The 26,442-nt window shown below is 73.1% G+C and carries 22 protein-coding genes and 2 pseudogenes; 10 read left to right on the top strand and 14 right to left on the bottom strand.

Annotated features, from left to right (window positions below; translation table 11 throughout):
- Positions 1-153 precede the first annotated feature (153 nt).
- The 3 genes from ADY01_RS00440 to ADY01_RS00430 form a co-directional block, all read right to left on the bottom strand.
- Positions 154-1,530, bottom strand: a complete 1,377-nt coding sequence (locus ADY01_RS00440; protein WP_049563917.1) for a histidine kinase — start codon at positions 1,528-1,530, stop codon at positions 154-156.
- A 1,207-nt stretch (positions 1,531-2,737) separates the two neighbouring features.
- Positions 2,738-3,403, bottom strand: a complete 666-nt coding sequence (locus ADY01_RS00435; RefSeq protein WP_049563915.1) for a 2'-5' RNA ligase family protein — start codon at positions 3,401-3,403, stop codon at positions 2,738-2,740.
- Positions 3,403-4,185, bottom strand: a complete 783-nt coding sequence (locus tag ADY01_RS00430) for a GntR family transcriptional regulator (RefSeq protein WP_049563913.1) — start codon at positions 4,183-4,185, stop codon at positions 3,403-3,405. Before ADY01_RS00430 ends, ADY01_RS00435 begins: the two co-directional genes overlap by 1 nt.
- Before the next feature lie 284 nt (positions 4,186-4,469).
- On the opposite strand from ADY01_RS00430, the gene ADY01_RS00425 reads away from it, so the two are divergent.
- The 6 genes from ADY01_RS00425 to ADY01_RS00400 all read left to right on the top strand — a co-directional run bounded on the left by ADY01_RS00425 (position 4,470) and on the right by ADY01_RS00400 (position 8,856).
- Positions 4,470-5,042, top strand: coding sequence for an RNA polymerase sigma factor (locus tag ADY01_RS00425; protein ID WP_159000873.1), 573 nt, complete (start codon positions 4,470-4,472; stop codon positions 5,040-5,042).
- Positions 5,042-5,263: a helix-turn-helix domain-containing protein gene (locus ADY01_RS00420; RefSeq protein WP_049563909.1), complete on the top strand. Its 222-nt coding sequence runs from the start codon at positions 5,042-5,044 to the stop codon at positions 5,261-5,263. Before ADY01_RS00425 ends, ADY01_RS00420 begins: the two co-directional genes overlap by 1 nt.
- Positions 5,260-5,658, top strand: a complete 399-nt coding sequence (locus tag ADY01_RS40130; protein ID WP_063784073.1) for an HNH endonuclease — start codon at positions 5,260-5,262, stop codon at positions 5,656-5,658. The genes ADY01_RS00420 and ADY01_RS40130 overlap by 4 nt, the downstream gene beginning before the upstream one ends.
- Entirely contained in the window at positions 5,658-6,095 is a 438-nt protein-coding gene (locus ADY01_RS41455; protein ID WP_107081590.1) for a helix-turn-helix transcriptional regulator, read from the top strand. The genes ADY01_RS40130 and ADY01_RS41455 overlap by 1 nt, the downstream gene beginning before the upstream one ends.
- On the top strand, positions 6,095-7,429 hold the full coding sequence (locus tag ADY01_RS00405; RefSeq protein WP_053170395.1) for an AAA family ATPase: 1,335 nt from the start codon (positions 6,095-6,097) through the stop codon (positions 7,427-7,429). Before ADY01_RS41455 ends, ADY01_RS00405 begins: the two co-directional genes overlap by 1 nt.
- 188 nt (positions 7,430-7,617) lie before the next feature.
- Positions 7,618-8,856, top strand: coding sequence for a tyrosine-type recombinase/integrase (locus ADY01_RS00400; protein WP_049563907.1), 1,239 nt, complete (start codon positions 7,618-7,620; stop codon positions 8,854-8,856).
- Positions 8,857-8,939: 83 nt separating this feature from the next.
- Here ADY01_RS00400 and ADY01_RS00395 read toward each other — a convergent pair whose 3' ends face one another.
- A complete protein-coding gene (locus ADY01_RS00395; RefSeq protein WP_049563904.1) occupies positions 8,940-9,698 on the bottom strand; it encodes a phosphoglyceromutase in 759 nt (252 codons plus the stop codon).
- Positions 9,699-9,771: 73 nt separating this feature from the next.
- Here ADY01_RS00395 and ADY01_RS00390 point away from each other — a divergent pair, with 73 nt between their 5' ends.
- Positions 9,772-12,435, top strand: coding sequence for a SpoIIE family protein phosphatase (locus ADY01_RS00390; protein WP_053170393.1), 2,664 nt, complete (start codon positions 9,772-9,774; stop codon positions 12,433-12,435).
- Here ADY01_RS00390 and ADY01_RS00385 read toward each other — a convergent pair.
- Together ADY01_RS00385 and mshA are read right to left on the bottom strand one after the other, a co-directional pair.
- Complete coding sequence (locus ADY01_RS00385; protein WP_078899883.1) at positions 12,398-12,985, bottom strand: YbjN domain-containing protein; 588 nt, start codon at positions 12,983-12,985, stop codon at positions 12,398-12,400. The genes ADY01_RS00390 and ADY01_RS00385 overlap by 38 nt on opposite strands.
- Positions 12,978-14,252 (bottom strand): annotated as a pseudogene (gene mshA, locus ADY01_RS00380) (D-inositol-3-phosphate glycosyltransferase); the annotation flags it as partial. The gene ADY01_RS00385 and the pseudogene mshA, both read right to left, overlap by 8 nt.
- Positions 14,253-14,379: 127 nt before the next feature.
- Here mshA and ADY01_RS00375 point away from each other — a divergent pair.
- Positions 14,380-15,164, top strand: a pseudogene (locus tag ADY01_RS00375) (class I SAM-dependent methyltransferase).
- Here the strand turns inward: ADY01_RS00375 and ADY01_RS00370 are convergent.
- From ADY01_RS00370 to mshD, 3 genes are all read right to left on the bottom strand, one after another.
- A complete protein-coding gene (locus tag ADY01_RS00370; RefSeq protein WP_234319969.1) occupies positions 15,124-15,627 on the bottom strand; it encodes an NUDIX hydrolase in 504 nt (167 codons plus the stop codon). The pseudogene ADY01_RS00375 and the gene ADY01_RS00370 overlap by 41 nt on opposite strands.
- Entirely contained in the window at positions 15,611-18,091 is a 2,481-nt protein-coding gene (locus tag ADY01_RS00365; protein ID WP_078899882.1) for an RNA degradosome polyphosphate kinase, read from the bottom strand. Before ADY01_RS00365 ends, ADY01_RS00370 begins: the two co-directional genes overlap by 17 nt.
- Before the next feature lie 75 nt (positions 18,092-18,166).
- Positions 18,167-19,081, bottom strand: a complete 915-nt coding sequence (mshD, locus tag ADY01_RS00360; protein WP_049563893.1) for a mycothiol synthase — start codon at positions 19,079-19,081, stop codon at positions 18,167-18,169.
- A gap of 102 nt (positions 19,082-19,183) precedes the next feature.
- Here mshD and ADY01_RS00355 point away from each other — a divergent pair, with 102 nt between their 5' ends.
- Positions 19,184-20,986: a bifunctional metallophosphatase/5'-nucleotidase gene (locus tag ADY01_RS00355; protein ID WP_049563891.1), complete on the top strand. Its 1,803-nt coding sequence runs from the start codon at positions 19,184-19,186 to the stop codon at positions 20,984-20,986.
- 42 nt (positions 20,987-21,028) lie between these two features.
- Here the strand turns inward: ADY01_RS00355 and ADY01_RS00350 are convergent, their stop codons facing one another.
- Positions 21,029-21,787 carry a 4'-phosphopantetheinyl transferase family protein gene (locus ADY01_RS00350; protein ID WP_078899881.1) on the bottom strand — a complete coding sequence of 253 codons (759 nt, stop codon included), beginning with the start codon at positions 21,785-21,787 and terminating at the stop codon, positions 21,029-21,031.
- A complete protein-coding gene (locus ADY01_RS00345) occupies positions 21,784-22,632 on the bottom strand; it encodes a metallophosphoesterase family protein (RefSeq protein ID WP_049563889.1) in 849 nt (282 codons plus the stop codon). The genes ADY01_RS00350 and ADY01_RS00345 overlap by 4 nt, the downstream gene beginning before the upstream one ends.
- An 87-nt stretch (positions 22,633-22,719) precedes the next feature.
- Between ADY01_RS00345 and soxR the strand changes: the two genes are divergently transcribed.
- Complete coding sequence (gene soxR, locus ADY01_RS00340; RefSeq protein WP_049563992.1) at positions 22,720-23,250, top strand: redox-sensitive transcriptional activator SoxR; 531 nt, start codon at positions 22,720-22,722, stop codon at positions 23,248-23,250.
- Here the strand turns inward: soxR and ADY01_RS00335 are convergent.
- The 3 genes from ADY01_RS00335 to ADY01_RS00325 are packed head-to-tail and all read right to left on the bottom strand — an operon-like array spanning position 23,247 to position 26,356.
- Positions 23,247-24,725 carry a sensor histidine kinase gene (locus ADY01_RS00335; RefSeq protein ID WP_049563887.1) on the bottom strand — a complete coding sequence of 493 codons (1,479 nt, stop codon included), beginning with the start codon at positions 24,723-24,725 and terminating at the stop codon, positions 23,247-23,249. The two genes, soxR and ADY01_RS00335, sit on opposite strands and share 4 nt — an antisense overlap.
- On the bottom strand, positions 24,718-25,467 hold the full coding sequence (locus ADY01_RS00330) for a response regulator transcription factor (RefSeq protein WP_049563886.1): 750 nt from the start codon (positions 25,465-25,467) through the stop codon (positions 24,718-24,720). Before ADY01_RS00330 ends, ADY01_RS00335 begins: the two co-directional genes overlap by 8 nt.
- A 55-nt stretch (positions 25,468-25,522) precedes the next feature.
- Positions 25,523-26,356: a S1C family serine protease gene (locus ADY01_RS00325; RefSeq protein ID WP_053170397.1), complete on the bottom strand. Its 834-nt coding sequence runs from the start codon at positions 26,354-26,356 to the stop codon at positions 25,523-25,525.
- Positions 26,357-26,442 lie beyond the last annotated feature (86 nt).

The raw sequence follows: 26,442 nt of genomic DNA, 5'->3' as shown, positions 1-26,442 counted from the left end.
CCCACGACCCCGCGGGAGCGCAGGCCGCTTCCGCTGCTCGCCGCCTGCGGCTGCGGCTCGGGCTGCAGCTGCGGCTGCCAGTCCGGCTCGGCCTGCCAGTGCGGGGGGAGCTGCGGCTGACACGCCCGCGCACGCCCGGGGTCCCGTCCCGCCTCACGGCTCGGCGGGGCCCCAGGGCAGTTCGGCGACCAGGTGGAACGCGGTGCCGGTGACGCCGTGGCTCAGGGATCCGCCGTCGAGCGCGGCGCGTTCCTCCAGACCGGCCAGGCCCGCCCCGGCGCCCGGTATCTCCCCGGCGCCGCCGGGGACCACGCCCGGGGCCAGCTCGTTGCGCACGGCCACGGTCAGCCCGTGGCCGGGGGCGCCGGTGACGCTCACGGTGACGGGGCGGCCCGGGGCGTGCTTGCGGGCGTTGGTCAGGCCCTCCTGGACCACCCGGTAGGCGGTGCGCCGCACCTGTCCGCGCAGGCCCTCCACGGCCGCCTCGTCGTAGCCGGTGCTCAGGGTCACGCGCTGGCCCGCGCCGGTGGCGTCCGCCACCAGGCGCCCGATGTCCGAGATCTCCGGCTGCGGCCCGCCGTCCGTCGCCCCGGTGCCGCGCAGCACGGTCAGCACGTCCCGCAGCTCCTCCAGCGCCTGGTGCGCGGTGTCCCTGATGAGCTGGGCGCTGTCGCTGATCTCGGAGGCCGACAGCGGGGTCGCGGGCGCCGAGGCGCGCGTGCGGTACGCGAGCGCGCCGGCGTGGACGGAGAGCAGGGACATGCGGTGCGCGAGCACGTCGTGCATCTCGCGCGCGATGGCCTCCCGCTCGGTCCTGCGGGCGTCGGCGAGCCGCCGCGCGTGCTCGGCGCGCTCGCGCCGGGCGTCCTCGCGCAGCCGGATCACCAGCTGGCGGCGCAGCCGGAGACCCGCGCCCCAGGAGAAGAAGAACAGGTAGTGGGCGACGACGAACGCGACCGAGGCCCAGCCGCCCTCGTGCGGGACGCCGTAGAGCAGCATGTAGGGCAGGGCGGCGGTGACGTGGGCGGCGAGCACCGCGGCGCCGGTGCGCCAGGAGGTGCGCAGGCCCAGGTTGAGGATGACGACGGTGAGGGCGCCGAAGACCGCGGAGGTCAGGGCGCCGACCGGGACCAGCGCGACGGCCAGCAGCAGCGGGAAGCGGCGGCGCCACCAGAGGGCGAGGCAGCCGAGCGCGCCGAGGGGCGCGTCGATCGCCGTCATCCAGGCGGGAAGGTAGTCCCGGTCGGGCAGGGTCGCGACCATCAGGAGCCACATCCCGGCGGCCCACAGGAAGAGCAGGACGTCGACGGTCCAGTCCCGGCCGGTGCGGCGGTGCGCCCGCCCGCGTGCGGGCGCGGGCTCGGGGCCGCGCGCGGGCGCGGCCTCCGGCGCGGGGGACCCCTCGGGCGCCGGGGAGGTGGCCGGGCCGCCGGGCGGGCGGCGGGCCAGCTCCTCCCCGAGCCCCTCCCTGAGCTCGCCGGGCAGCAGCCAGCGCTGCTCCCAGATCTCGCGAGCCCCCGTGTCGGTCATGCCGACGAGCCTACGACCCGTGCCGCGCCCGCCGCCGGGTATTTACTTCTTGCCCTGGGTCTGGTAGGCGGCCTCAGCCACCAGCGGGAACGCTGCACTGGCCAACGCGGCGGCGGGTTGTCGGGGGCCTTGGTGGTTGTTGTTGGTCGTCGCTGGTCAGCCTCGCGCGGCCCACAGGCGGCCCGGGTGCCTGCTAACGCTAGCGTTAGCGGCTGTGCTAGCAACCGAAACCACCTCTGGCCAGCCTGTTAGCCGATAGTGGGCCGACGTGCGGGGTCCCTGGAACGGGCTTGAGGCGGCCTGGGGGGTGCGGCGCGGGCCGCTATCAAGCTAGAGCTAGAAGGAGCGCCCTGCGGCGCACGGCCTTTGGCAGGGCCGCGAGCGGCCCGCCGGGTGCTGAGGCGTCCGGCATCGGTGGTCGGCCGTGTGCGGGCCCGCTGTGCGTGAAGAGCAGCTACGTGGGGAGGGGGCGGGTGGCCTCTTCGGGTCTGCCCTGTGCAGCTGTCAGGGTCTTCCGGCGCCGGTGACGGAGCGTGGTGTACGAGGGGGACGGCTCCCGGAACTCGCCGCACAAACCGCAATATACGCGTAAACCGCTGACCTGCGATGATGCACCCCCCGGGGTCACCGCAGAAAGACTCGGCAAATCCGCAGAAATAGCCGAGCGACCAGGCATTGGCGTTTCGTAACCACGCATACGCGTTGAGTTGTCAACCTTGGTTACTGACGGCTACCAGCGGAAGGGCGGGGGCCCGGTCGGTAAGGTCGGTAAGTCCCCTGACCTGCGGAAACCCCCAGTCGGTAAGGGGGTCGGTAAGTCCTCCACCTCGCTGCCAGAGCCCCGAAGAGGCCACCCGCCCCCCTCCCCACGTAGCTGCTCTTCACGCACAGCGGGCCCGCACACGGCCGACCACCGATGCCGGACGCCTCAGCACCCGGCGGGCCGCTCGCGGCCCTGCCAAAGGCCGTGCGCCGCAGGCGCCCATATCACTCTCTGTGCATGAACTCTCAGCCGTTAACGGCTGCTAGACCTAGCACTCCTCACCGCTAGGTCTAGCAGCCCTCCTAGCGCCCAATCTGCCGCCTGATCTTTGATCTAGCCCCTAGCGCTTCACCTGCGGAAACCCCCTGATCCGCCGGAATCCGGGGTTTGACACCCCCGCGCTAGTTGCTAGGCCACCCAGGGGGGTCACTGTGAGTTAATGCCCTACTCGGAGACTTGGCGTGCCCCGATGGGGACTTGTTCCACCATCTCCCACTCATAGACCCGATGATCACGATGGATCACGATCAACGACGCCGCAGGCACGGTCACCAGGGCCGGTTCTGGTTCCATCCTCGCTACCGCAGCAACGAGAGGAGCCGCTTCCTGGTCGCGATTGCTGTAGGCCACGCTCACGTGCGGCCGGTACCGGTCAGCGTTCTCCGGAATCCTGTCCATCCCCCACACGTCGCCGATCCCTCTCCGGACGGCGCCACGTACAGCTCGCACGGCTTCCTCCTCGACTGGAGGAAGCACGAGGGCTTCATCGGCGACAGTGACCCACTTGAAGCCGAGTGCCAGCGTCGGCAAGTCCGCCAGGCGTCGGCGGACTGCCTTCGAGATGCGACCTACTTCAGCCGGATCGACCTCTTCCGTGAATCCAACGCCCTGCATGGTCAGGTGTAGCCACGTCGGCGGGATCGGGTCCAGCCCAACGAACGTGCTGAGCCGCCGCTGGTAGCCGCTAACCAGGCGATGCAATCCGTTCTGCCCCTCGAAAGTCAGGTGCCAGGTGTAGGCGCGCTGCCCCACGTGCCAACCGGGGCGCCACCACCAGTGGTCACGCAGGGCGGAGGCGTGGTGCCCCGGCGGGAGATCAGCAAAGCTCATCAGATCTCCGATGGGGAGTCAGGTTCGGCGGCATGCGGCTCCACCTCGTACTCATCCACGATCACGACCCGGTCGGCTGGCCATGTCGATTCCGAGACCTCCAAGACTCTGCCGTCTTCGCCACGCGCAGTGTGGACGACGTTCATGACGGGCGCGCCTGTGGACAGTTGGAGCGCGGCGGCTTCATCCGGTGTCGGCATCCTGCATCGCCACAGGTCCTTTGCCGTGGCGTAGCGCTGACCGGCGGCATCTTCCACGCACAGGAAGAGCGCCTTTGGGACCACCGAGGGTTCCTCCATGAAGGTGCCACCGGCGATCTCTACCGGGATGTAGCTTGCGCCCACCTCTTCCGGTCGCCCGGTCTCCTTGTCGAACAAGTGGCGCCGCCTCACGACCACCTCAGTGCCCGTGGGCACGTCCATGACCTCAGCGATGTGAGCTGGGACAGGCGCCCTCCCTGCGAAGTCGATTTCGTGACGCAGGTCGGGCGTGAGTAGCTGCTGATCCCCCCGTGCACGACCGTAGCGGTGCCGTGATCGGCGTTGGTGCGGTCGCCCCTTCCTGACGAACGTCCCTCGGCCTTGCTGTGAGTCGATGAGCCCTTCAGCCCGCAGGACCGCGAGACCCTGCCTCACTGTGGGGGGGCTCACGGCGAAACGCTTGGCGATGTCTGTCTCCGCAGGCAGGCGCCCGCTCGGGTCGAACTTCCCCTGTTGGATCTCTCGGCGCAGCGCATTGGCTACGCGGTGGTACTTCGCCTGCCCGGCGATTGCCTCAGTCACGTTGGTCCTCCTACTGCCCCACAGGATGCCGCTTGGGCGCGACCGAGTCCACAGAAGATCAATAACTTTTCTCTTCAGGTCCTATTGAGGAATCGCCCACCCTAGGTCTAGTGTCTCTCCCAGCAAGTCCTAATGAGGACCTGAACTTAGGTTCTCTAGGGGACTTCGACCCATGACAAAGGGCGCGGTGCTGCCTGCCAGCTGATCACCGCGCCCTAGGGCCCTTCGAGAGGGGTAGTTCCATGATGCCTGAGGTTGTGGTTGAGCGGTCGACTGAGTTGCTGGTGGATCGGGAGCGGTGGGGGCGGGTCTTCGAGCAGTACCACCCGTTCGTGCTGCGGTACATCCAGCGGCGGGTGCCGAACCGGGCGCTGGCCGAGGACTTGGCCAGTGAGACGTTCCTCGCGCTGGGGACCTCGCTGCGCAAGGCCGACCCGGCGGACGACGACCGGCTGCACGGTTTCCTGGCCCTCCAGGCGAGGTGGACGATTGGCGCCCACCTGTCGCGGGCCCGCAACCAGCGGGAGTTGGCCACCGAGGAGTTCCGCACCGAGAGCCGCACGGCGTTCGGGCTGGCCCCGGACGCGCCCGACGCGGTGGTCCCGGCGGTGGTGGACGTGCGCCGCGCGCTGAAGACGCTGCCGCTTCTGGAACGCGACGCGCTGACCCTGCACCTCTTCCGCGAGATGACGACCCGGGAGATCGCCCTGCGCCTTCAGGTGCCCGTCCCGTGCGTGCGGCAGGCCCTCACCCGCGCCCTCCGCGCCGTCCGCAGGCACCTTGAGCGCCGCCCCACGCCCCACTACACGACGCTGCCCACCACCGTCCGCAAGACCTCCCTGAAGAAGGCCGCGTGATGACCGCCGTCGAACAGGAGTTGCGTGCGCTGCGCGTCAAGGACATCGCCCGTGCGCTGGGCAAGGACTCCTCCGTCATCTACCGGGAGATCCAGGCGGGCCGCCTGTACGCCTACCGGGTCGGCACCGGACGCGGCACCATCCGTATCCCCCGCGCGGCGTTCCGCGCCTACCTCGACGCCCGGGGCATCCCCGCCAGTGAGCTGGAGGTGCCGCTGTGAGCACCCAGGACCCCAGGAAGCAGCTGAACGGCCCGAGGAAGCGTGCCCGCAAGCAGGCGGTGGCCGCGAGGGACGGCGCACGCTGCACCTACTGCCGCATCCCCTTCACCGACCTGCGCCAGGCCACGCTGGACCACGTAGCGCCTCTCTCCCTCCTGCGCACGTGGGCCGCCGCGAACCTGGTCCTGGCCTGCCACAGCTGCAACCAGGCCAAGGCCGACCGCCTGCCCCTGCTCCTCGCCCTGACGCTGCTCGCCACGGTCGGCCACCCCACCCGGGTGGCCGACCCGGCCGAGGCCGACACGGGGATGGTGCAGCTGCTCGCCCGCCTCGCCCACATCCGGCAGACGGCCGACCGCGCCACCTGGCGCGGCATGTGGGAGGTGGCCGCGTGATGACACGGCTGGACGCAACACCCATCGCGCGGAACGAAAACCGGAACGAAAACCGGGACGAAAACCGGGCTGCCGGATCGGCCGACCGGATCGGCGCCCCGCCCCCCGATCGTCGGCCGACCGGCACGCGCCAGGGATCGGGACACGGATCGGCCGATGGTCGGCCGATCCGATCGGCCCCGGGATCGGGCAGGCGATCGGCCGATCCGGACAGCCCCGCGCCGCTGCACACGCTGCGGGGCGCTCTGCCCGATCGGTACCTCACCCCCGAAGACCTCGTCGCCCTCTTCCAGCTGGAGAGCGTGCAGACCGTCTACGCCTGGCGCAAGAACGGCACCGGCCCGCCCGCCTTCCGCATCGGCAAGCACCTGCGCTACGACCCGGCGGCTGTGGCCGCCTGGATCGCCACCCGCACCAGCGGCAAGGAGGCCGCGTGATGCCCCACCACCCGATCCCGCCCGACGACACACGCGGCACGTGGGCCCACGACCCGGCGGTCGGTGACGCCCCCGACTTCCCCGCCCGCCGGATCAAGCTCACCCCCGCAAGCTCCATCGATCCCGAACCGGTGATCTGGGCCTGGGAGCCCGAGCCCGGGGCCGGGCGCATCCCCGCCGGCGCCCTGACCCTCGCCGCCGGGCGGGAAGGCACCGGCAAGTCCAGCTTCGGCATCTGGCTGGCCGCCCGCCTCTCACGCGGGCAGCTCCCCGGCACCTTCCACCACCAGCCCCGCACCGTCTTCTACGCGGCCGTCGAAGACTCATGGTCCCGCACCCTCGTACCCCGCCTCATCGCCGCAGGGGCCGACCTCGAACGCGTCTACCGCGTCGACGTCGATGACGTGCTCCGCGGCGAGACCATGCTCTCCCTGCCCCTGGACACCGGCCCCCTCGAACACGCCGTGGCGGAACACCACGTAGCCGCGCTCATCATCGACCCCCTCATGTCCACCCTCGGGCAGCACACCGACGCCCACCGCACCCAGGACGTACGCCGCGCCCTGGAACCCGTGGTGCGCATGGCCGAACGCACCACCGCCCTCACCCTGGGCATCGCCCACTTCAACAAGACCACCGGAACCGACGCCTCCCAGCTCATCTCAGGATCAGGCGCCTTCAAAGACCTCGCACGCGCCATCCTCGCCTTCGCCCACGACCGCGAAACCGGCGAACAGGTCATGACCCAGACCAAGAACAGCCTGGGCAAACTCGACCTGCCCTCGCTGTCCTACCGCATCGAGGGACACGACGTGCCCGCCGCAGGCGGCACCGCCAACGTCGGCCGCCTGGCCTTCACCGGCATCACCACCCGCAGCGTCGAGGACACCCTCACCGCCACCGCCGACCCGGAGGAAGCCGGGGAGCGCGCTGAGGCCGTTGACTGGCTTCTCGGCTACCTCACCGACCACGGGGGCGAGGCGCCCCGGGGCGAGGTGATGAAGGCGGCCAAGGCCCTCAGCTTCTCCGAGGCGACCATCAAGAGAGCCAAGACCAAGGCCAGGGTCGTGCACACGGAGCGTAAGGGCTTCGGGGGCGGCAGCCTGTGGATTCACCCCGATTCGGCGCAGTCAGCTCACAGTCAGCTCAGTCAGCTCACCTCCCAGAGCCCTGAGCCGACTGAGCTGACTGAGGAATCGGTGAGCCGACTGGACCGACCGGCATCACCCAACGTAACCACCGGCCCGGGGCGCTGCACCGCGTGCGGCGGACCCATGACCGCCGTCGAACCGGGCCAGACCACCCACCCCGGATGCACCCAGGACGCCCCCTGACCTACCCCCGCCAGGGTGCTACCGGTAGCGGCCACCCCTGCTACCGGTAGCACCCCCGCTAGCGCCCCGCAACGCACCTGATCAGCGCGATAGTGCATAGCACCCCCGCCACCGGCACCGCCAGAACGGCCCACCACGGGCCGTTCCGGCACCCGCCGCAACTGCTACCCGCAGGGAGCACACCCTCCATGGCAGGGCACATCCAAGACCGCTGGTTCAAAGAGACCACCGGCCCGGACGGCAAGACCGTCCGCGTCAAGACCGACCGACACGGCACCGGCCTGCGCTACCGCGCCCGGTACACCGGCCCTGACGGCACCGAGAAGTCCAAGAGCTTCCCCGACCGGCAGCGCCGTGCCGCGGAACAGTGGCTCATCCACACCCGCGCCGACATGGAACGCGGCCAGTACATCGACCCCAAGCACGCCCGGACCACCTTCCAGCAATACGCCGAGAAGTGGCTAGCCACGCAGGGCGGGGACCCGAACACGCGGGCGTCTATGGAGTCGCAGATGCGGTTGCACGCCTTCCCGTACATCGGGACGCGCCCCCTCGGGTCCTTCCAGCCGGAGCACGTCCGGGACTGGCTGAGTCAGCTCGCGGCCGGCGGGGTGGTCGGCTCGTACGCCCGGGTCATCTACTCCAACGTCCGGGGCTGCCTGAGTGCGGCCGTGGACGATGGCTACCTGCCCCGCAACCCGTGCGCCGCCCGATCGGTCCGACCGCCGACCGTCGATGCCAGACGCGTGGTCCCCTGGCTGCCTGAGCGCCTCCTCGCCGTGCGGGCGGCCCTTCCCGAGCGGTACCGCGTCACCGTGGACGTGGGGGGTGGCTGCGGGCTACGGCAGGGGGAGATTCTGGGCCTGGCTGAGGATGCCGTGGACCTCGACGCTGGCACGCTGCACGTGGTGCGACAGCTCAAGCTCAGCCGCAGTAAGCCGGTGTTTGCGCCGCCCAAGGGTGGGAAGCTCCGCGAGGTCCCGCTTCCGGGGCCCGTCGCGGACGCACTGAGGGCGCACATGAAGGCGTTCCCGCCCGTTGAGGTGACCCTGCCATGGAAGACGACTGGCGGGCCGCTGGTGACCAAGCGGCTCATCGTGACCCGGCCGTCGGGGGGACAGGTCTGGCGAGGCGAGTTCAACACGCGGAGCTGGAAGCCCGCTCTGGCCGCGGCTGGCATCATCCCTCACCCGGAGAAGGGCGAGGAGTACGCCGCCGCTCGCGAGCACGGCATGCATGCGCTCAGGCACTTCTACGCCTCGGTCCTGCTCGATGCCGGTGAGAGCATCAAGGCCGTGGCCGAGTACCTGGGGCACTCCGACCCCGGGTTGACGCTCCGCGTGTACGCGCACCTCATGCCAAGCAGCCAGGAACGCACTCGAAAGGCCGTGGCGAAGGTCTTCGGGGAGGTTTTGCGCGAGCACTGACGGCCCACAGACGGCCCCGGGTGCCGGGAGTGCCCTCTACTGGCGGGAAAGCCGCAGGTAGAGGGCACTTTCTGTCTGGTCGCCTACTTCTTGCCCTGGTTCTTCACGGCTTCGATCGCGGCCTCGGCGGCCTCGGGGTCGAGGTAGGTGCCGCCGGGGACGACCGGCCGGTAGTCGGTGTCGAGCTCGTAGAGCAGCGGGATGCCGGTGGGGATGTTGAGGCCCACGATGTCGGCGTCCGAGACGCCGTCCAGGTGCTTGACCAGCGCGCGCAGGCTGTTGCCGTGGGCGGTGATCAGCACGGTGCGGCCCGCGTTCAGGTCGGGGACGATGCCGTCGTACCAGTACGGCAGCATCCGGACCACGACGTCCTTCAGGCACTCGGTGCGCGGGCGGACCTCGCTGGGGATGGCCGCGTAGCGCGGGTCGTCGCTCTGCGACCACGCGGCGCCGTCCGCGAGCTCCGGCGGCGGGATGTCGTAGGAACGGCGCCACTTCATGAACTGCTCCTCGCCGAACTCGGCGAGCGTGGCGGCCTTGTCCTTGCCCTGGAGCGCGCCGTAGTGCCGCTCGTTCAGCCGCCAGGTGCGGCGCACCGGGACCCAGGCGCGGTCGGCGGCGTCGAGCGCGAGGTTCGCGGTGCGGATGGCGCGCTTGAGCGTGGAGGTGTGCAGCACATCGGGGAGCAGGCCGGCGTCCTTCAGCAGCTCGCCGCCGCGGACCGCCTCCTTCTCACCCTTGTCGGTCAGGTTGACGTCCACCCAGCCGGTGAAGAGATTCTTCGCGTTCCACTCGCTTTCGCCGTGGCGAAGCAGAATGAGCTTGTTCGGTGCGTCGGCCATGTCCCGAGACTAGACGAGCCCTTGCGCGCGGGCGGATGCGGCCTGGAGTTGGCTGAGGGTACAAAGTGGAGGAATGAGGGCATTCTCCCGCGCCAGGCAGAGGCTTCGGCGTTCGCTGCTGAACGTGCGCAGCGTCGTGGGCCAGATGTTCATCATCCAGGTGGTGCTCGTTCTGCTGCTGCTCTCCGCCGCGCTCACCACGCTCTACCTCCAGGCGCGGCAGGACAAGACGCAGGCGGCGTTCGAACGCGGGCTGGGGGTGGCCTCGGCCATGGCGCAGGCTCCCGGCACGAGAAACGCGCTGCGCTCCTCCGACCCGACCAGGATCCTCCAGCCGCGGGCCGAGGCGATCAGGAAGCAGACGGGCGTCGACTTCGTGGTCGTGCTGGACCGCGAGGGCATCCGCTTCACCCACCCCAAACCCGACCGCATCGGCAAGCACTTCGTGGGCAAGCTGGAGCCGGCCCGGCACGGGAAGGTGGTGCGGGAGTCCCTCGAAGGGACCATCGGCCCGCTGCACCAGGTCGTGGTGCCCGTCGAGGACGACAACGGCCGCGTCGTCGGCATGGTCTCCTCCGGCGTCACCGTCAGGTCGATCAACATGATGCTCGGCAACGAACTGCGCCTCCTGCTGCTGGTGGCCGCCGCGATCTTCATCCTGTCCACCGGCGCCACCGCACTGGTCAGCCGGCGGCTGCTGCGCCAGACCCGGGGCATGGGCCCGGCCGAGATCACCCGCATGTACGAGCACCACGACGCGGTGTTGCACGCGGTCCGCGAGGGGGTGGTCATCCTGGACGCCCGGCGCAAGCTGCTGCTCGCCAACGAGGAGGCCACGCGGCTGCTCGGGCTGCCGGACGACGCGGTAGGGCGCAACGTCTCCGGCCTCGGGCTCGACCAGACGACCGAGGCGCTGCTGTCCTCCGACGAGGAGGTCACCGACCAGGTCCACATGGCGGGCGGCCGGCTCCTCACCGTCAACCACCGCCTGACGGTCCAGCCCAGCGGGGAGCACAGCAGCGTCACCACGCTGCGGGACACCACCGAGTTGCGGGCGCTGAGCGGGCGGGCGGAGGCGGCGCAGAAGCGGCTGTCGCTGCTGTACGCCGCCAGCGTGGGGATCGGGACCACGCTGGAGATCGTGCGCACGGCCGAGGAGCTGACCGAGGTGGCCGCCGCCGACTTCGCGGACTTCATCACCGTCGACCTGGCCGAGCCGGTGTTCCGCGGCGAGGAGAGCGCCGGCACGGAGGACCGCATGCGCCGCGCCGCCACCGGCGGGGTGAGCCACGACCACCCGCTGCGCGGGCCGCACTCCACGCTGCGCCTCAACGCCGACGTGCCGCAGGTGCGGGCGCTGGCCGCCGGGCACGCCGTCACCGAGAACGACCTGCGGGGGACGGACTGGTGGCAGGCCGGGGACGAGGAGTACGCCCGGCGGGTGATCGACTACGGGATCCACTCGGTCATCTGCGCCCCGCTGCACGCGCGCGGCGTGGTCCTGGGGGTGGCCGCGTTCTGGCGGGCCGGGACGCGGGAGCCGTTCGACGCCGAGGACCTGTCGCTGGCCGAGGAGCTGGCGGCGCGCACCGCGGTCTGCGTCGACAACGCGCGCCGCTACGCCCGTGAGCACGAGATGGCGGCGACGCTCCAGCGCAGCCTGCTGCCGCGCGGGCTGCCGGAGCAGAGCGCGGTGGTGGCGGCGTACCGGTACCAGCCGGCCGAGGCCGTGGGCGGCGACTTCTTCGACGTCATCCCGCTCTCGGGGGCGCGCGTCGCGCTGGTGGTCGGGGACGTGGTCGGGCACGGCCTGCACGCCGCCGCGACGATGGGCCGGCTGCGGACGGCCGTGCACAACTTCGCCGCGCTGGACCTGCCCCCGGACGAACTGCTGGGCCGCCTCGGCGAGCTGGCCGACCGCGACGACCCCGAGGACGGCGAGGCGGACGGCATCGGCGCGGTCACGGGCGCCACCTGTCTGTACGCCGTCTACGACTCGGTCGAGGGGGTGTGCAGCATGGCCACCGCCGGACACCTGCCGCCCGCGGTGGTGCACCCCGACGGCACGGTCGAGTACCCCCGGCTGCCGACGCAGCCGCCGCTGGGCGTGGGGGGCACGCCGTTCGAGGTGGCCGAGCTGCGGCTGGCCGAGGGCAGCCGCCTCGTGCTGTACACGGACGGCCTGATCGAGCGCCGCGACCGGGACATCGACGTGGGGCTCGGGCTGCTGGCCGACGCGCTGCGGGCGAGCCCCGGGGAGCCGGAGGCGGCGTGCGACGCGGTGCTGGAGGCGCTGCTCCCCGAGGCCCCGACCGACGACGTGGCGATCCTCATCGCCCGCACGCGCGTGCTGGCCCCCGCGCAGGTGGCGACGTTCGACGTCCCGTTCACGCCCGCCGCGGTGGCCGACGTGCGGGCGGCGGCGAGCCGCCAGCTCGGGGAGTGGCGCCTGACGGAGATCGCGTTCATCACCGAGCTGCTCCTGACCGAGCTGATCACCAACGCCATGCGGCACGGCACCGGCCCCATCCGGGTCAGGCTGCTCCGCGACCGGACGCTGATCTGCGAGGTCTCCGACGGCAGCAGCACCTCGCCGCACCTGAGGAACGCCGCGGCGACGGACGAGGGCGGGCGCGGCCTGTTCCTGATCGCGCAGTACGCCGACCGCTGGGGCACCCGTTACACCCAGGAGGGCAAGGTCATCTGGGCCGAGCAGCGCCTGCCCCGCGGCGGCTGAGGGCGGCCGAGGGCAGCCGAGGGCACGCGAAGACGGGGCGGGGTGGGGCGGGGGGCGGGCGCCGCGGCCCCCCGGGGGCGGGGGGGGGGGGGGAGGGGGGGGGGCGGGGGGGCAGGCCGCGGGAGGTGCGCCAGGCGTGTTCCCTCCTGATCGCCCCGGCGAAGCCCAGTTCCAGCAGGGTGTTGAACGAGCTGTCCGCCGCGTCGAGCACCGCGCCCAGCAGGCGGTCGATCTCCTCGGGGGTGACCGCGGCGGGAGGGAGGCGGCCGACCAGGTAGACGTCGCCCAGGGCGTCCACGGCGAACGCGACCCCGTGCAGCCGCGGATTGCGTTCGAGGAGCCAGCGGTGCACGGCCCCGTGGTTCTCGTCGGGGCGGCGGATCACGAAGGCGTTGACCGACAGCGAGTGGCGTCCGACGACCAGGGAGCAGGTGGTGGACAGCTTGCGGGTGCCCGGCAGCGTCACCACGTAGCGCCCGTCACCCGGCGACTCCCACTCCACGCCCAGCTCGCCCAGCGCTTCCTCGATCACCCGCCGCGGATCAGCCATGGCCAGAGCGTAGCCCCCCGCGGGTGAAGCGGCGGGCCTCGACCACGGCCCGGTAGACGTCGAGGGTGTCCGCCGCCGTGGCGTCCCAGCCGAAGCGGCGGGCGTGGCGGGCGGCGGCGGCGCCCAGGCGCTCCGAGAGCGCGGGGTGGTCGGCGAAGCGGCGCAGGGCGCGGGCGTAGTGCACCGGGTCGTGCCCGTCGATGAGGAAGCCGGTGTGCCCGTCGCGCACCACCACCGGCAGGCCGCCGACCGCGGCGGCCACCACGGGCGTTCCGCACGCCTGCGCCTCGGCCGCGACCAGGCCGAACGACTCGCTGTAGGACGGCATCACCAGCACGTTCGCCGCCCGGTACCAGTCGGCGAGGTCTCCCTGCGAGACCGGCGGGTGGAAGTGCACCAGGTCGGCGATGCCCAGCCGGGCGGCGAGCTTCTGCATCCGCTCGGGCCTGGCCAGGCCGCTGCCGCTGGGGCCGCCGACGACCGGGACCACCAGGCGCGAACGGAGCGAGGGGTCGGCGTCCAGCAGCTCGCGGACGGCGTGCAGCAGGATGTCGGGCGCCTTCAGCGGCTGGATGCGCCCCGCGAAGAGGGGGACGAACGCGCCGGGCGGCAGCCCCAGCCTGGCCCGCGCCGCGGCCCGCCCGTCGCCCGGGGTGAAACGGTCCAGGTTCACCCCCGGGTGCACCACCGCGGTGCGCGGCGGGTCGGCCGCGTAGTGCGTGACCAGCTCGGCCGCCTCCTCGGTGGTGTTGGCGATCAGCCGGTCGGCGGCGCGGACGATCTGCGTCTCCCCGATCACCCGGGCGGCGGGCTCGGGGGTGTCGCCCGCGGCGAGGGCCGCGTTCTTCACCTTGGCCATCGTGTGCATCGCGTGCACGAGCGGCACGCCCCAGCGCTGCGAGGCCAGCCAGCCGACGTGCCCGGAGAGCCAGTAGTGCGAGTGGACCAGGTCGAAGTAGCCGGGCCGGTGCCCCGCCCAGATCTGCATCACGCCGTGGGTGAACGCGCAGAGCTGCGCGGGCAGTTCCTCCTTGTTCAGGCCCTCGTAGGGGCCCGCGTCCACGTGCCGCACCAGGACGCCGGGGCCGAGCTCGGCCACCGGCTCGGCGGCGCCCGAGGTGGCGCGGGTGAAGATCTCCACCTCGATGCCCAGCGCTGCGAGCTGCCGTGACAGCTCCACGATGTACACGTTCATCCCGCCGGCGTCGCCGGTGCCCGGCTGATCCAGCGGGGAGGTGTGCACACTGAGCATCGCGACCCGGCGGATGTGGGGCACCACGCCTCCTGACGGCTTCTCGCTCGGCTTCCGGTCCTACGTCCTGTCGTGCAACCGCGCACCAGCCGTCCGTGTTCCCCTTCGGGAGGCTTGTTTACCCTCGTCTACCCTCACCCGTATGGCGGAGGGGAGGGTGACCCGGGGAACCACGGGAACGAACCGGCTGCGGCGCATGGACCGCTGGATCGCCGCCGTGCACGCGCGGGCCTGCGCCGCGCGGCGGGCCCGCCGCTGGCCGTGGACCTGGGGTACGGGGCCGCGCCCTGGACCGCCGTCGAGCTGCTGGCGCGGCTGCGCCGGATACGGGCCGACGCGCGGGTGACGGGCGTGGAGATCGACCAGGCGCGGGTCGCCGCCGCCCTCCCCTACGAGCGTCCCGGGCTGAGCTTCCGGCGCGGCGGCTTCGAGGTGCCGCTGCCTGGCGGGGAGCGTCCGCTGCTGATACGGGCGGCCAATGTGCTGCGCCAGTACGCGGAGCACGAGGTGGACGGCGCGTGGGAGCGGCTGTGCGCCCGGCTCGCGCCCGGGGGGCTCCTGGTCGAGGGCACGTGCGACGAGGCGGGCCGCCGCCACGTGTGGGTGGCGCTGGGTCCCGGCGGCCCCCTCACCGTCACCTTCGCCGCCCGCCTCGCCTCGCTGGCCACCCCCTCCGACCTGGCCGAACGGCTGCCCAAGGCGCTGATCCACCGCAACGTGCCGGGCGAGCCGGTGCACGCGTTCCTCAGCGACTTCGACCGCGCGTGGGCCGCCGCCGCGCCCTACGGCCCGCTCGGCGCCCGCCAGCGGTGGGTCCACGCGGTGCGGGCCCTGGCCGCCGACTGGCCGGTCGCCGACGGCCCCGGGCGCTGGCGGCAGGGCGAGGTCACACTCCGGTGGAGCGCTGTGGCACCCCGCCGAGGCTGAGCCCCAGCGCGGCCAGCGCCGCGTCCAGCAGCTTGCGGTTGGCGGGGTGGGAGAGCCTGCCGCGCGCCCTTCCCGGCGGCAGCCACAGGACCTCGTCGACCTCCGCGTTCGTCTCGAACCGGCCGCCGACCGCCTCGGCCACCCAGTAGACGACCTCCTTCGGCCGCCCCCTGGCGACATACCGCGCGGTGGGGAGCGGGGGGCCGAGCACGCAGTCGATGCCCGTCTCCTCCTTGACCTCCCGGCGCGCCGCGTCCGCCGCCGACTCGCCCGGCTTCAGCTTGCCCTTGGGGTGCGACCAGTCGTCGTACCGGGGCCGGTGCACCAGGGCCACCTCGATCCCGCCCCCCGTTCCTCCCGACGCGCCCGGCGCCCGCGCCGGGGCGCGCCACAGCACACACCCCGCGGCCCGCACCAGGTCAGGCCGCCCGGGCCCCGCGGGGCCCTCAGGCCCCGGGGCCACGGCGCTTCCTGCGGGCGTCGATCAGCGCCTCCTGCAGGTTGCGCAGGCGCCCGCCCTCGGCGTCGCGCGCGTGGCGGGTCCAGCGGCCGTCGGAGCCGAGGTGCCAGGACTCGGTGGAGTCGGCGGTGCCGGTGGCCAGCAGCCGGTTGAGCGAGGAGCGGTGCCCGGGGTCGGTGACGCGCACCAGCACCTCGATGCGGCGGTCGAGGTTGCGGTGCATGAGGTCGGCGGAGCCGAGCCACACCTCGCCCTCCCCGCCGTTGGCGAAGGCGTAGACACGGGAGTGCTCCAGGAAACGCCCCAGGACGCTGCGGACCCGGATGTTCTCGGAGAGCCCCGGCACCCCCGGGCGCAGGGCGCAGATCCCGCGCGCCCAGATGTCCACGGGCACGCCGGCGCGCGAGGCGCGGTAGAGGGCGTCGATCACCCGCTCGTCCACGATGGAGTTGGCCTTGATCCGCACCCAGGCGGGGCGGCCCTCCTGGTGGTGCTCGACCTCCCGGCGGATCCGGGCCACCAGCCCGTCGCGCAGCGAGCGCGGCGCCACCAGCAGGCGGCGGTAGCTGTCCCGGCGCGAGTACCCGGAGAGCCGGTTGAACAGGTCGGACAGGTCCGCGCCCACCTCGTTGTCCGCGGTCAGAAGGCCCAGGTCCTCGTAGCGCCTGGCCGTCTTCGGGTGGTAGTTCCCGGTGCCGACGTGCGCGTAGCGCCGCAGTTCCTCCCCCTCCTGGCGGACGACGAGGGAGAGCTTGCAGTGGGTCTTCAGCCCGACCAGGCCGTAGACGACGTGGCAGCCGGACTCCTCCAGCTTCCTGGCCCACTTGATGTTCGCGTGCTCGTCGAACCGGGCCTTGATCTCCACCAGCACGAGCACCTGCTTGCCCGACTCGGCGGCGTCGATCAGCGCGTCCACGATCGGGGAGTCGCCGGAGGTGCGGTAGAGCGTCTGCTTGATGGCCAGCACGTCGGGGTCGGCCGCGGCCTGTTCGAGGAACGCCTGGACCGAGGTGGAGAACGAGTCGTACGGGTGGTGCAGCAGCACGTCGCGGGTGCGCAGCGCCGCGAAGATGTCGGGCGGGGAGGCGGACTCCACCTCGGCCAGGTCGCGGTGGGTGCCCGCGACGAACTTCGGGTACTTCAGGTCCGGCCGGTCCAGCGCGGCGATGGAGCTCAGCCCGGTGAGGTCCAGCGGCCCCGGCAGCGCGAAGACCTCCTCGCGGCTGGTCTTCAGCTCCCGCACCAGCCGGTCGAGCACCTCCGGGTCGATGGACTCCTCGACCTCCAGGCGCACCGGCGGCCCGAAGCGGCGGCGCAGCAGCTCCTTCTCCAGGGCCTGGAGCAGGTTCTCCGCGTCGTCCTCCTCGACCTCCAGGTCCTCGTTCCGGGTGACGCGGAAGACGTAGTGGCCCAGGACCTCCATGCCGCGGAAGAGCTCTTCCAGGTGGGCGGCGATGACGTCCTCGACCGGCACATAGCGCTGCGGCGAGGCTTCGAGGAAGCGGGAGAGCAGCGGCGGCACCTTGACGCGGGCGAAGTGCTCGTTGCCGCTGGCCGGGTTCCGCACGCGGACGGCCAGGTTGAGCGAGAGCCCCGATATGTAGGGGAACGGGTGGGCCGGGTCGACGGCCAGCGGGGTCAGGACCGGGAAGATCTTCTTGCGGAAGAGGGAGAAGAGCCGGGTCTGCTCCTGCTCGGTCAGGTCGGGCCAGCGCAGCAGGTGGATGCCCGCGGCGGCGAGCTGGGGGGCCACCGTCCGCTGGTAGCAGGCCGCGTGCCGCGTCATCTGCTCCCTGGCCCGCGCCCAGATGGTCTCCAGCACCTCGTGGGGGGTCTGCCCGGTGACGGAGCGGTTCGCCACGCCGGTGGCGATGCGCCGCTTGAGCCCGGCGACGCGCACCATGAAGAACTCGTCCAGGTTGCTCGCGAAGATCGACAGGAAGTTGGCCCGTTCGAGCAGCGGCGTCTCGGGGTCCTCGGCCAGTTCGAGGACCCGTTCGTTGAAGGCGAGCCAGCTCCGCTCCCGGTCCAGGAAGCGGTCGCCCGGCAGCTCGGCGGGGAACGGCCCGGCCCCGCCCGCGGCGGCTTCCCCGGTCTCCTCGGTCTCCTCGATCTCGCCCGGCTCGATGGCGCTCCGGGGGGCCTCCTCGGGCGCGGTGCGCGCGCTCGGATCCGCGGGCTGCGGCACGGTGTACGGGCGGTCCTGGCGGATGCTCGTCTCCTGGCTCATGCCTCCATTCTCACGCCATCCGGACGAACGGGGCACATCAGTGAGGTGAACGGGGGCATCGGACCGTATGCCGTCGGCGCCGTACCGCCGGTACCGGCCGGCCCAGCGGCGGACCGTGCCCGGCGAGACCCCGAACCGCTCCGCGGCCCGCCGCGCGGACCAGCCGTCCTCCACGACGGCACGGGCGAGCCGCAGCCGGTCGGCCTCGGACAGCGGGGGGCGCCTGCCGTGGTTCATGCAACGGACAGTACCCGCGGGGCGGCGCGCCCACCGGCCGGGGGCGAGCGCTCCCCCGTCCGGGTCATCCCCGGGTCACCTCTCCGTCCGGTACATCAGGTCCGCCTCGAACGTGCGGAAGCCGAGGCTCTCGTACACCCGGACGGCCGGCGCGTTGTCGGCGTCGACGTAGAGCATCGCCGTGTCCAGCGCGGGGTCGGCGGCCAGGTGGCGCAGGCCGACGGTGGTCAGCGCCCGCCCGAGGCCCAGGCCCTGGGCCTCGGGCGCCACCCCCACGACGTACACCTCGCCCAGACCCTCGGCGGCGTGCGTCTTGGTCCAGTGGAACCCGAGGATCGCGCCCTCCCCCGGCTCGCCCGCCGCCCGCACGGCCAGGAAGAACCCGGCCGGGTCGAACCACGGTTCGGCCTCACGCGCGGCCAGGTCCCGCCGGGTCAGCGCACCCTGCTCGGGGTGGTGCGCGAAGGCCGCCGCGTTCACCGCGAGCCACGCCTCCTCGTCCCGCCCGGGGACGAACGTCCTGAGCTCCACGCCCGCCGGCAGCCCGGGGTCGGGGAGGCTCAGCCCGCCCAACGGGCGCCGCAGCTGCCGCAGTTCACGGAAGAGCGTCAGCCCGAGCTGGCGCGCCAGGTGCCGCGCCGCCGGGTGGCCGCCGTGCGCCCACAGCCGCAGCCGGTGCCCCGACTCGGCGAGCAGCGCCTCACCCAGGGCCCGCCCGTACCGCTGCCCGCGGTGGGCCGGGTGGACGACGAGCTCGCCCGAGGGCGCCTCCACCGGGTCCGTTCCGTCGAGTTGGGCGTAGCCGACGAGCCCGGTCCCGCTCCGCAGCAGCAGGTGTTCGACGCCCGTCCGCGCGCCGCCGCGCAGGAGCAGCATGCCCTGCTCGGACACCGCGTGGCGGCCGTCCACCGCCGCCGCGGCGGCGATCAGGCCGCCGATCTCGCGCTGTTCGTCCTCGGTCACCCGGTCCACCACCACGACATCGCTCATAACGCGAAGGTACCCAGCGTTTTTCTCCTTGTTACACAGCCCCTCCTGACGGCTACGCGCGTAACCCATAGGGTGCGGGCGGACCGAAGGGATGAACCGCTCATGCACGCACGGATGTACAGGCTCACCGCGGGGGCAGCGATGCTCGCGGCCGTCGGGGCGCTCGCCGTCGCCCTGCCCGCCGCGCAGGCGGCGCCCGACGAGAACGGCGGCGACGGGCGCGGCGGCTGGGTGCCGGTGGACGGGATGACCGTCGACCTCCAGGTGCTGGCCATCAACGACCTGCACGGCGCGCTGGAACCGCCGACCGGGTCGAACGGGGAGCTCCTCCACGAGCACGAGGACGGGACCACCGAGACCATCACCGCCGGGGGCGTGGAGTACCTGGCCACCGGGCTGCGCGACGCCCGCGAGGGCGCGGGCCGCTCGGTCACCGTGGCGGCGGGCGACCTGATCGGCGCGACGCCGCTGATGTCGGGGCTGTTCCACGACGAGCCGACCATCGAGGCGCTCAACCGGCTGGAGATGGATGTCGCCGGGGTGGGCAACCACGAGTTCGACGAGGGCTGGGAGGAGCTGGTCAGGCTCCAGGAGGGCGGCTGCCACCCGGAGGACGGCTGCTACGTCGAGGGCCGCGAGTTCGGCGGCTCGGACTTCCCCTACCTCGCGGCGAACGTGGTCGACGAGGACACCGGCGAGCCGATCCTCGCGCCCTACTCCATCCAGAACCTGAACGGCGTCCGGGTCGGCTTCATCGGCGTCACCCTGGAGGGCACGGCCGACATCGTCACCCAGGAGGGCATCGAGGGCCTGGAGTTCCTGGACGAGGCCGAGACCATCAACCGTTACACCGCCGAGCTGGAGCGGCGCGGCGTGAACGCGGTCGTCGCGCTCGTCCACGAGGGCGGCTACCCGGCCTCCGCCGCGTACAACGCGGACTGCGACGCCGAGGGCGGTGGCATCTCGGGGCCGATCGACGAGATCGCCGCCGCGACCGACGCGGGCGTGGACGCCCTGGTCACCGGGCACACCCACCAGCCCTACGTCTGCACGGTCCCGGACCCGGAGGGCAACGACCGGCTGGTCACCTCGGCCGCCTCCAACGGCCGCCTCTTCACCGAGCTGAACATGACGTTCGACCGCCGCACCCAGGACATCGTGCGCACCTCGGTCGAGGGCACCAACCGGGTGGTGGACCGGGAGCGGGAGCCGGCCGCCGACCTCACCGAGCTGATCGGCTTCTGGAACGAGCTCGCGGCGCCGGTGGCCAACGCGCCGATCGGCTGGATCTCCGAGGACATCGCGGGCCGGGACGCCGGCACCGCCGAGTTCCCGCTGGGCGACCTGGTCGCCGACGCGCAGCTGGCGCACGCCACCGAGCTGGACGCCGAGGCGGATCTCGCCCTGATGAACCCGGGCGGCATCCGCGCCGACCTCACGTACGCGGCCTCGGGCGAGGAGGGCGACGGCGTGGTCACCTATGGCGAGGGCTTCACGGTCCAGCCGTTCTCCAACACGGTGAACCTGGTCGACCTCACCGGCGAGCAGCTGCTCACCGTGCTCCGGGAGCAGGTCAGCGGGGTCAACGAGGCGTCCCCGAAGGTGCTCCAGCCGTCCGCCGGGCTGGCCTACACCCTGGACCTGACCCGTGCGGGCGCGGAGCGGATCGTGGCCGACACCGTCACCGTGGGCGGCGAGCCGCTGGACCCGGCGGCCACCTACCGGGTCGCGGTCAACTCGTTCCTCGCGGGCGGCGGCGACGGCTTCCCGACGCTGGCCGAGGGCGGCAACCCGCTGGTCGGCGAGGACGACATGGCCGTCCTCGCGGAGTACCTGACGGCCGGCTCCAGCGAGGCCGAGCCCCTGGCGCCCCCCGCCGCGGACCGCATCACCGTGGTCGAGTAGGGCGTCCGGGGCGCGGGTGGCGGACCGTCCCCGCCGAACGTTCTAGGGCGTGACGCCCTCGCGGCGCCCGGAGGAGTCCTCCTCCGGGCGCCGCGGCGTCCCGGGGGGCGCGGGCGGCGGGCCCGCGGAGATCGCGGTGACCACCAGGCCGTCGCGGACCACGAAGCGCCCGGAGAACGCCGGCAGCCGCACGCCGTCGACCACGGGGCCCTCCACCAGCAGCCTGGCGGTGAACACGCCCGCCTCCGGGTCGATGTCGAGGGCCGCCTCCTCGAAGTCCAGCCACCTGCGCGTCAGCGGGAACCACGTCTTGTAGACGCTCTCCTTGGCGCTGAAGATCAGCCGGTCCCAGCAGACCCCGGGCCGCCGGGCCGCGAGCCCTGGCAGCGCCGCGCGCTCGGCGGGCAGCGTCACCATGTCCCGCACGCCCTCGCTCGGCAGCGGCTCGTTGGGCTCGGCGTCGATCCCCACGCTCGCCAGGTCGCCCGCCCGCGCCACCGCGGCGCCGCGGTAGCCGAGGCAGTGCGTCATGCTCCCGACGAACCCGGGGGGCCAGCCCGGCGCGCCGCGCTCGCCCGGCAGCAGCGGCGCCCTCGGGCCGCCGAGCTCGGCCAGGGCGTCGCGCGCGCAGTTCCTGACGGTGGTGAACTCGTTGCGCCGCTTGGCCACGGCGTTGGCGACGTGGGCCTCCTCCTCGGGGAAGAGGCCGGTGGGCGTCCCGGAGTCCCCGAACGTCTCGGCCACCGCGACCGGAGCGGGCAGCAGCAGGCGCAGCGGCCCGCCGCTCACCGGCGCGCTCACCGCCCCACCGCCGTCTTCCCGGCCGGGAGCACCGGCACCAGCCGCCCCGGGTCCTTCTGGTACGCCTTCCACTCGCGGGGATAGCCGAGGGACACCTCGTGGTGCGGCACCCCGTCGTGGTGGATCAGCCGGTGGATGTGCAGATGGCCGTAGACGACGCTCGCCGCGTTGAACCGCTTCGGCCAGTCGTCCGTGGCCTCGGTGCCGCACCACAGCGCGAACTCGGGGTACCGCAGCACCCTCGTGGGCTCGCGGACCAGCGGGTAGTGGTTGACCAGCACGGTCGGCAGCCCCTCGGGCAGCTCGGCCTCCAGCCGGGCCCGCGTCGAGGCGACCCGCGCGGCGCACCACGCGTCGGCGCTCGGGTACGGCTCCGGCTTCAGCAGGAACTCGTCGGTGCAGATCACCCCCGCCTCCTCGGCCACCTCCAGCGCCTCGCGCTTGCCGCGGGTCCCCGGGGGGCGGAAGGAGTAGTCGTAGAGGAGGAACAGCGGCACGATCACGGCCGGTCCGCCCTCGCCCTCCCAGACCGGGTACGGGTCCTCGGGCGTCACGACGCCGAGGCGGCGGCAGAGCTCGACCAGCCAGCGGTACCTGGCCTCGCCCTTGAGCTGCACCGGGTCGTCGGGCGGCGTCCACAGCTCGTGGTTCCCCGGGACCCAGACCACCCGGGCGAAGCGGTCGGCGAGCAGCGTCAGCGCCCACTCGATGTCGGTGCTCAGCTCCCCCACGTCCCCCGCGACCAGCAGCCAGTCCTCGTCGTCCGCCGGCCGCAGCCGCTCCACCATGTCGCGGTTCTCCTCGTACCGCACATGCAGATCGCTGATGGCCACCAGCTTCCCCATGCGCCAACTCCCCTCGGTAGCCGGGACCGGCGGCCACCTTACCCCATGGACCTCAAGAAGCCTTTAAGTCTCGCTAGGATGGTCGGCATGGCTCCGCAGATCGTCAAAGAACTCACCATCGGACAGCTGTCCCAACGCAGCGGTGTGGCCACCTCCGCGCTCCGCTTCTACGAGGAACAGGGCCTGATCAGCAGCCGCCGCACCTCGGGCAACCAGCGCCGGTACCCGCGGGACATGCTGCGCCGGGTGGCGTTCATCCGGGTCTCGCAGAACGTGGGCATGCCGCTGAGCGCGATCCGCAGGGCGCTCGCCCGGCTGCCCGAGGGCCGCACGCCGAACCGGGAGGACTGGGCCGAGGTCTCCGGGTTCTGGCGGGCCGACCTCGACGCGCGAATCCGCCAGCTGACGCGCCTGAGGGACGACCTCACGGACTGCATCGGCTGCGGCTGCCTGTCGCTGGAGAGCTGCATGCTCGCCAACCCGTACGACATCTGCGGCGAGCAGGGCTGCGGCCCGCGCCGCCTGATGGACGACGGGAACGCCCCCGGCGACGCGTCCTGCGGCCCCTCGTCCTGCGCCGACCCGACCCCCGCCACGGCGTCCGCCTCGTCCGCCTAGTAGGGCACGTCGCCGGGAGACACCTCCGGGGGCACCTCCGGGGGCGGGACCGGCGCGCCCGGCAGGGCGAGCAGCGCCTCGGTGCCGCCGCCCGCGGCCGGGCGCAGCTCGACGGCGCCGCCCGCCTCGCGCACGGTCCTGGCCACGATCGACAGGCCGAGCCCGGAACCCGGCAGGCCGCGCGCGGCCGGGGCACGCCAGAAGCGTTCGAACACATGCGGCAGCTCGTCCGGCGGGATGCCCGGCCCGTGGTCCCTGATCCGCAGCACGCCGTCCCGCAGCCCGACCTCGACGCCGCGCGGGTCGGCGGCGCCGAACTTCAGGGCGTTGTCCAGCAGGTTCACCACCACGCGCTCCAGCGCCGCCGGCTCGGCCCGCACGTACCACGGGTGCAGCTCGCTCGCGATCGGCAGGCCCCCGGCGCGCAGCCTGGCCCGGCTCACCGCCCGGCCCGCCGCCTCGTGCAGCGCCACCACCTCGCGCCGCCCGCCGCCGGCCGCCGCCTCGGGGCGGGACAGCTCCTGGAGGTCGCCGATCAGCGCGGCCAGCTCGCCCAGCTGCGCGGTCACCGAGGCGAGCAGCCGCCGCCTGTCCTCCTCTGGCAGCGGGCGGCCCGCCTCCTCGCTGCGCACCAGCAGCTCCACATTGGTCCGCAGCGAGGTCAGCGGGGTGCGCAGCTCGTGCCCCGCGTCGGCGATGAGCTGCCGCTGGAGCTCGCGCGAGGAGGCCAGGGCCTCGGTCATGGAGTTGAACGAACGCGACAGGCGCGCGATCTCGTCGTCCCCCGTCACGGGGATGCGGACGGTCAGGTCCTCGGTGCGGGCGATGTGCTCGGCCGCGTGCGTGAGCCGGTCCACGGGCCGCAGCCCGGTGCGGGCCAGCCCGACGCCGATGCCCGCCGCGCCCACCGCGCCCGCCGCCGCGACCAGGGCGAGGACGAACGCCAGCGACCGCAGCGGCTCGTCGACCTCGGTCATCGGGCGGGCCACGGAGACGGCGCCGCCGTTGCCCGCGAGACGCCCCTCCAGGGGCCGGGTCATCACGCGGTAGGTGGTGCCGTCGGACGCCTCCGCGTCGTGCAGGCTCTCGCCGAGGCGCCGCTGCGCCACCGCGATGTCCGAGTCGGTCACCTCCAGCGTGACCTGGCCCGCGAGGACGCACCGGTTCCCCTGGCTGTCGACGACCTGGATCGTGGAGTCGACCAGCTCGGGCACGGCGTCGGCGCCCGCGGGGGGGTCCTGGCACCCCTCCCAGCTCCGCTGCGCGAGCACGGCCTGCACGCCCGCCGGGTCGGCGCGCGTCTCGCGCAGCGCGTCGTCCAGGGAGGAGCGCAGCTGCCCGCGGACCAGGAACCAGGCCGCGCCGGCGCACACGGCCACCGCGAGCGCCACCGCGAGCGCCGTGAGCAGCGCGAGGCGGGAGCGCAGCGGCAGTCCGGCGAGCCGCCCACCCGGCCGCCGCGAGGCGTCAGCCACGGAGGACGTAGCCGACGCCCCGGACGGTGTGCACGAGACGCGGCTCGCCGCCCGCCTCGGTCTTCCGGCGCAGGTACATGATGTAGACGTCCAGGGAGTTGGAGGCGGGCTCGTGGTCGAAGCCCCAGACGGTGCGCAGGATCTGCTCCCGCGTGAGCACCTGCCTGGGGTGGGTCAGGAACAGTTCGAGCAGGGTGAACTCCGTCCTGGTCAGCTCCACCGCGCGGTCGCCGCGGGCCACCTCCCGGGTGGCGGGGTCCATCCGCAGGTCGGCGAAGGCCAGCCGCCCGGCCGGTCCCGCGCCGCCGCCCTCCCGGCCGCCGCCCCCGCCCCCGGCGGCTGCTCCGGCGTACGCGCCCCGGCGCAGCAGCGCGCGGAGCCGGGCGAGCAGCTCGTCCAGTTCGAACGGTTTGACCAGGTAGTCGTCGGCGCCCGCGTCGAGGCCGCTGACCCGGTCGCCCACGGTGTCGCGGGCGGTGAGCATGAGGATCGGCACCCTGTTCCCCGCGGCGCGCAGCCGCCGGGCCGCGGTGAGGCCGTCCATCCGCGGCATCAGCACGTCGAGGACGACGGCGTCCGGCGCCTCCCCCGGCGCCGACGCGTTCAGCCGGGCCAGCGCCTCGGCGCCGTCGGCCGCGGTCTCGGTGCGGTACCCCTCGAAGGCGAGGCTCCGCTCCAGCGCCTCCCGCACCGCGGGCTCGTCGTCCACGATCAGCACGCGGGGTCCCGCACCGTCTGCCATGCGGCCAGTGTGGCATCAGGCGGCGGGGCGCCGGCCGGCGTGGCGGGAGGCCGTGTCACACCGGGGTCCCGAGGGCGTCCAGGACCTCCCGCACGGTGTCGCTCGGAATGGCGAAGCCGAGGCCCGCGCTGCCCGCGTCGGCCGAGGTGCTGTACATGGCGGAGTTGATGCCGATGATCTCGCCGGCCATGTTGACCAGGGCGCCGCCGGAGTTGCCGTGGTTGAGGGAGGCGTCCGTCTGGATGGCCTGGTAGGTGGTGGTCGAGGAGCCGAGGTCGCCGTTGTAGCTGCCGCCGTCGTAGGAGAACGGCCACTGGTTGCCGCCGCCCGGCTGCCCCGGGACGCCCGTCTCCGGCTTGCTGACGGTCACCTCGCGATCGAGCGCGGAGACGATGCCGCTGGTCACGGTGCCGGTCAGGCCCTCGGGGGAGCCGATCGCCACGACCTCGTCGCCCACCGCGACGTCATCCGAGTCCCCGAGCGTGGCCGGGGTCAGCCCCTCGACGCCCTGGGCCTGGAGCACCGCGAGGTCGGTGTCCGGGTCGGTGCCGGTGACCTCGGCGGTGGCGGTGGAGCCGTCGTGGAACGTGACCTCCGCGGTGTCCGACCCCGCGACCACGTGGTTGTTGGTGAGGATCCGGCCGTCCTCGGTGAGGACGACGCCGGAGCCGCCCGCGGTGCCGGTGGAGATCTCCACCACGCTGGGCGTCACGGCCTCGGCGACCGAGGCGACGGTGCCGTCCGTGCCGTCGGAGACGGTGGTGACCCCCGTGCCCCCGGAGCCCGAGGCGACGGCGGCCGGGTCGGAGTCCAGCAGGACGGCCGTGGTGCCGCCCGCGACCGCGGCCACGACGGCGACCGCGGCGATGAGGCCGACGGACCCGGACACCGACCTCGCGGTGCTCCAGGCCCAGGGCGTCGAGGGGCTGACCCCGGCCACGCTCGGGGACTCGGATGACGTCGCGGTGGGCGACG

Origin of the sequence: Streptomyces sp. SBT349 (assembly GCF_001083795.1) — a bacterium.
Classification (GTDB): domain Bacteria; phylum Actinomycetota; class Actinomycetes; order Streptomycetales; family Streptomycetaceae; genus Streptomyces.
This window is presented reverse-complemented; position numbering and strand designations above follow the sequence as displayed.

Bases quoted from the DNA above. Each gene is read 5' to 3' on its own strand.
- ADY01_RS00440 (WP_049563917.1), bottom strand. From the start codon at position 1,530: ATGACCGACACGGGGGCTCGCGAGATCTGGGAGCAGCGCTGGCTGCTG.
- ADY01_RS00435 (WP_049563915.1), bottom strand. From the start codon at position 3,403: ATGAGCTTTGCTGATCTCCCGCCGGGGCACCACGCCTCCGCCCTGCGT.
- ADY01_RS00420 (WP_049563909.1), top strand. From the start codon at position 5,042: ATGACCGCCGTCGAACAGGAGTTGCGTGCGCTGCGCGTCAAGGACATC.
- ADY01_RS41455 (WP_107081590.1), top strand. From the start codon at position 5,658: ATGACACGGCTGGACGCAACACCCATCGCGCGGAACGAAAACCGGAAC.
- ADY01_RS00405 (WP_053170395.1), top strand. From the start codon at position 6,095: ATGCCCCACCACCCGATCCCGCCCGACGACACACGCGGCACGTGGGCC.
- ADY01_RS00400 (WP_049563907.1), top strand. From the start codon at position 7,618: ATGGCAGGGCACATCCAAGACCGCTGGTTCAAAGAGACCACCGGCCCG.
- ADY01_RS00395 (WP_049563904.1), bottom strand. From the start codon at position 9,698: ATGGCCGACGCACCGAACAAGCTCATTCTGCTTCGCCACGGCGAAAGC.
- ADY01_RS00390 (WP_053170393.1), top strand. From the start codon at position 9,772: ATGAGGGCATTCTCCCGCGCCAGGCAGAGGCTTCGGCGTTCGCTGCTG.
- ADY01_RS00385 (WP_078899883.1), bottom strand. From the start codon at position 12,985: ATGGCTGATCCGCGGCGGGTGATCGAGGAAGCGCTGGGCGAGCTGGGC.
- ADY01_RS00365 (WP_078899882.1), bottom strand. From the start codon at position 18,091: ATGAACCACGGCAGGCGCCCCCCGCTGTCCGAGGCCGACCGGCTGCGG.
- mshD (WP_049563893.1), bottom strand. From the start codon at position 19,081: ATGAGCGATGTCGTGGTGGTGGACCGGGTGACCGAGGACGAACAGCGC.
- ADY01_RS00355 (WP_049563891.1), top strand. From the start codon at position 19,184: ATGCACGCACGGATGTACAGGCTCACCGCGGGGGCAGCGATGCTCGCG.
- ADY01_RS00345 (WP_049563889.1), bottom strand. From the start codon at position 22,632: ATGGGGAAGCTGGTGGCCATCAGCGATCTGCATGTGCGGTACGAGGAG.
- soxR (WP_049563992.1), top strand. From the start codon at position 22,720: ATGGCTCCGCAGATCGTCAAAGAACTCACCATCGGACAGCTGTCCCAA.
- ADY01_RS00330 (WP_049563886.1), bottom strand. From the start codon at position 25,467: ATGGCAGACGGTGCGGGACCCCGCGTGCTGATCGTGGACGACGAGCCC.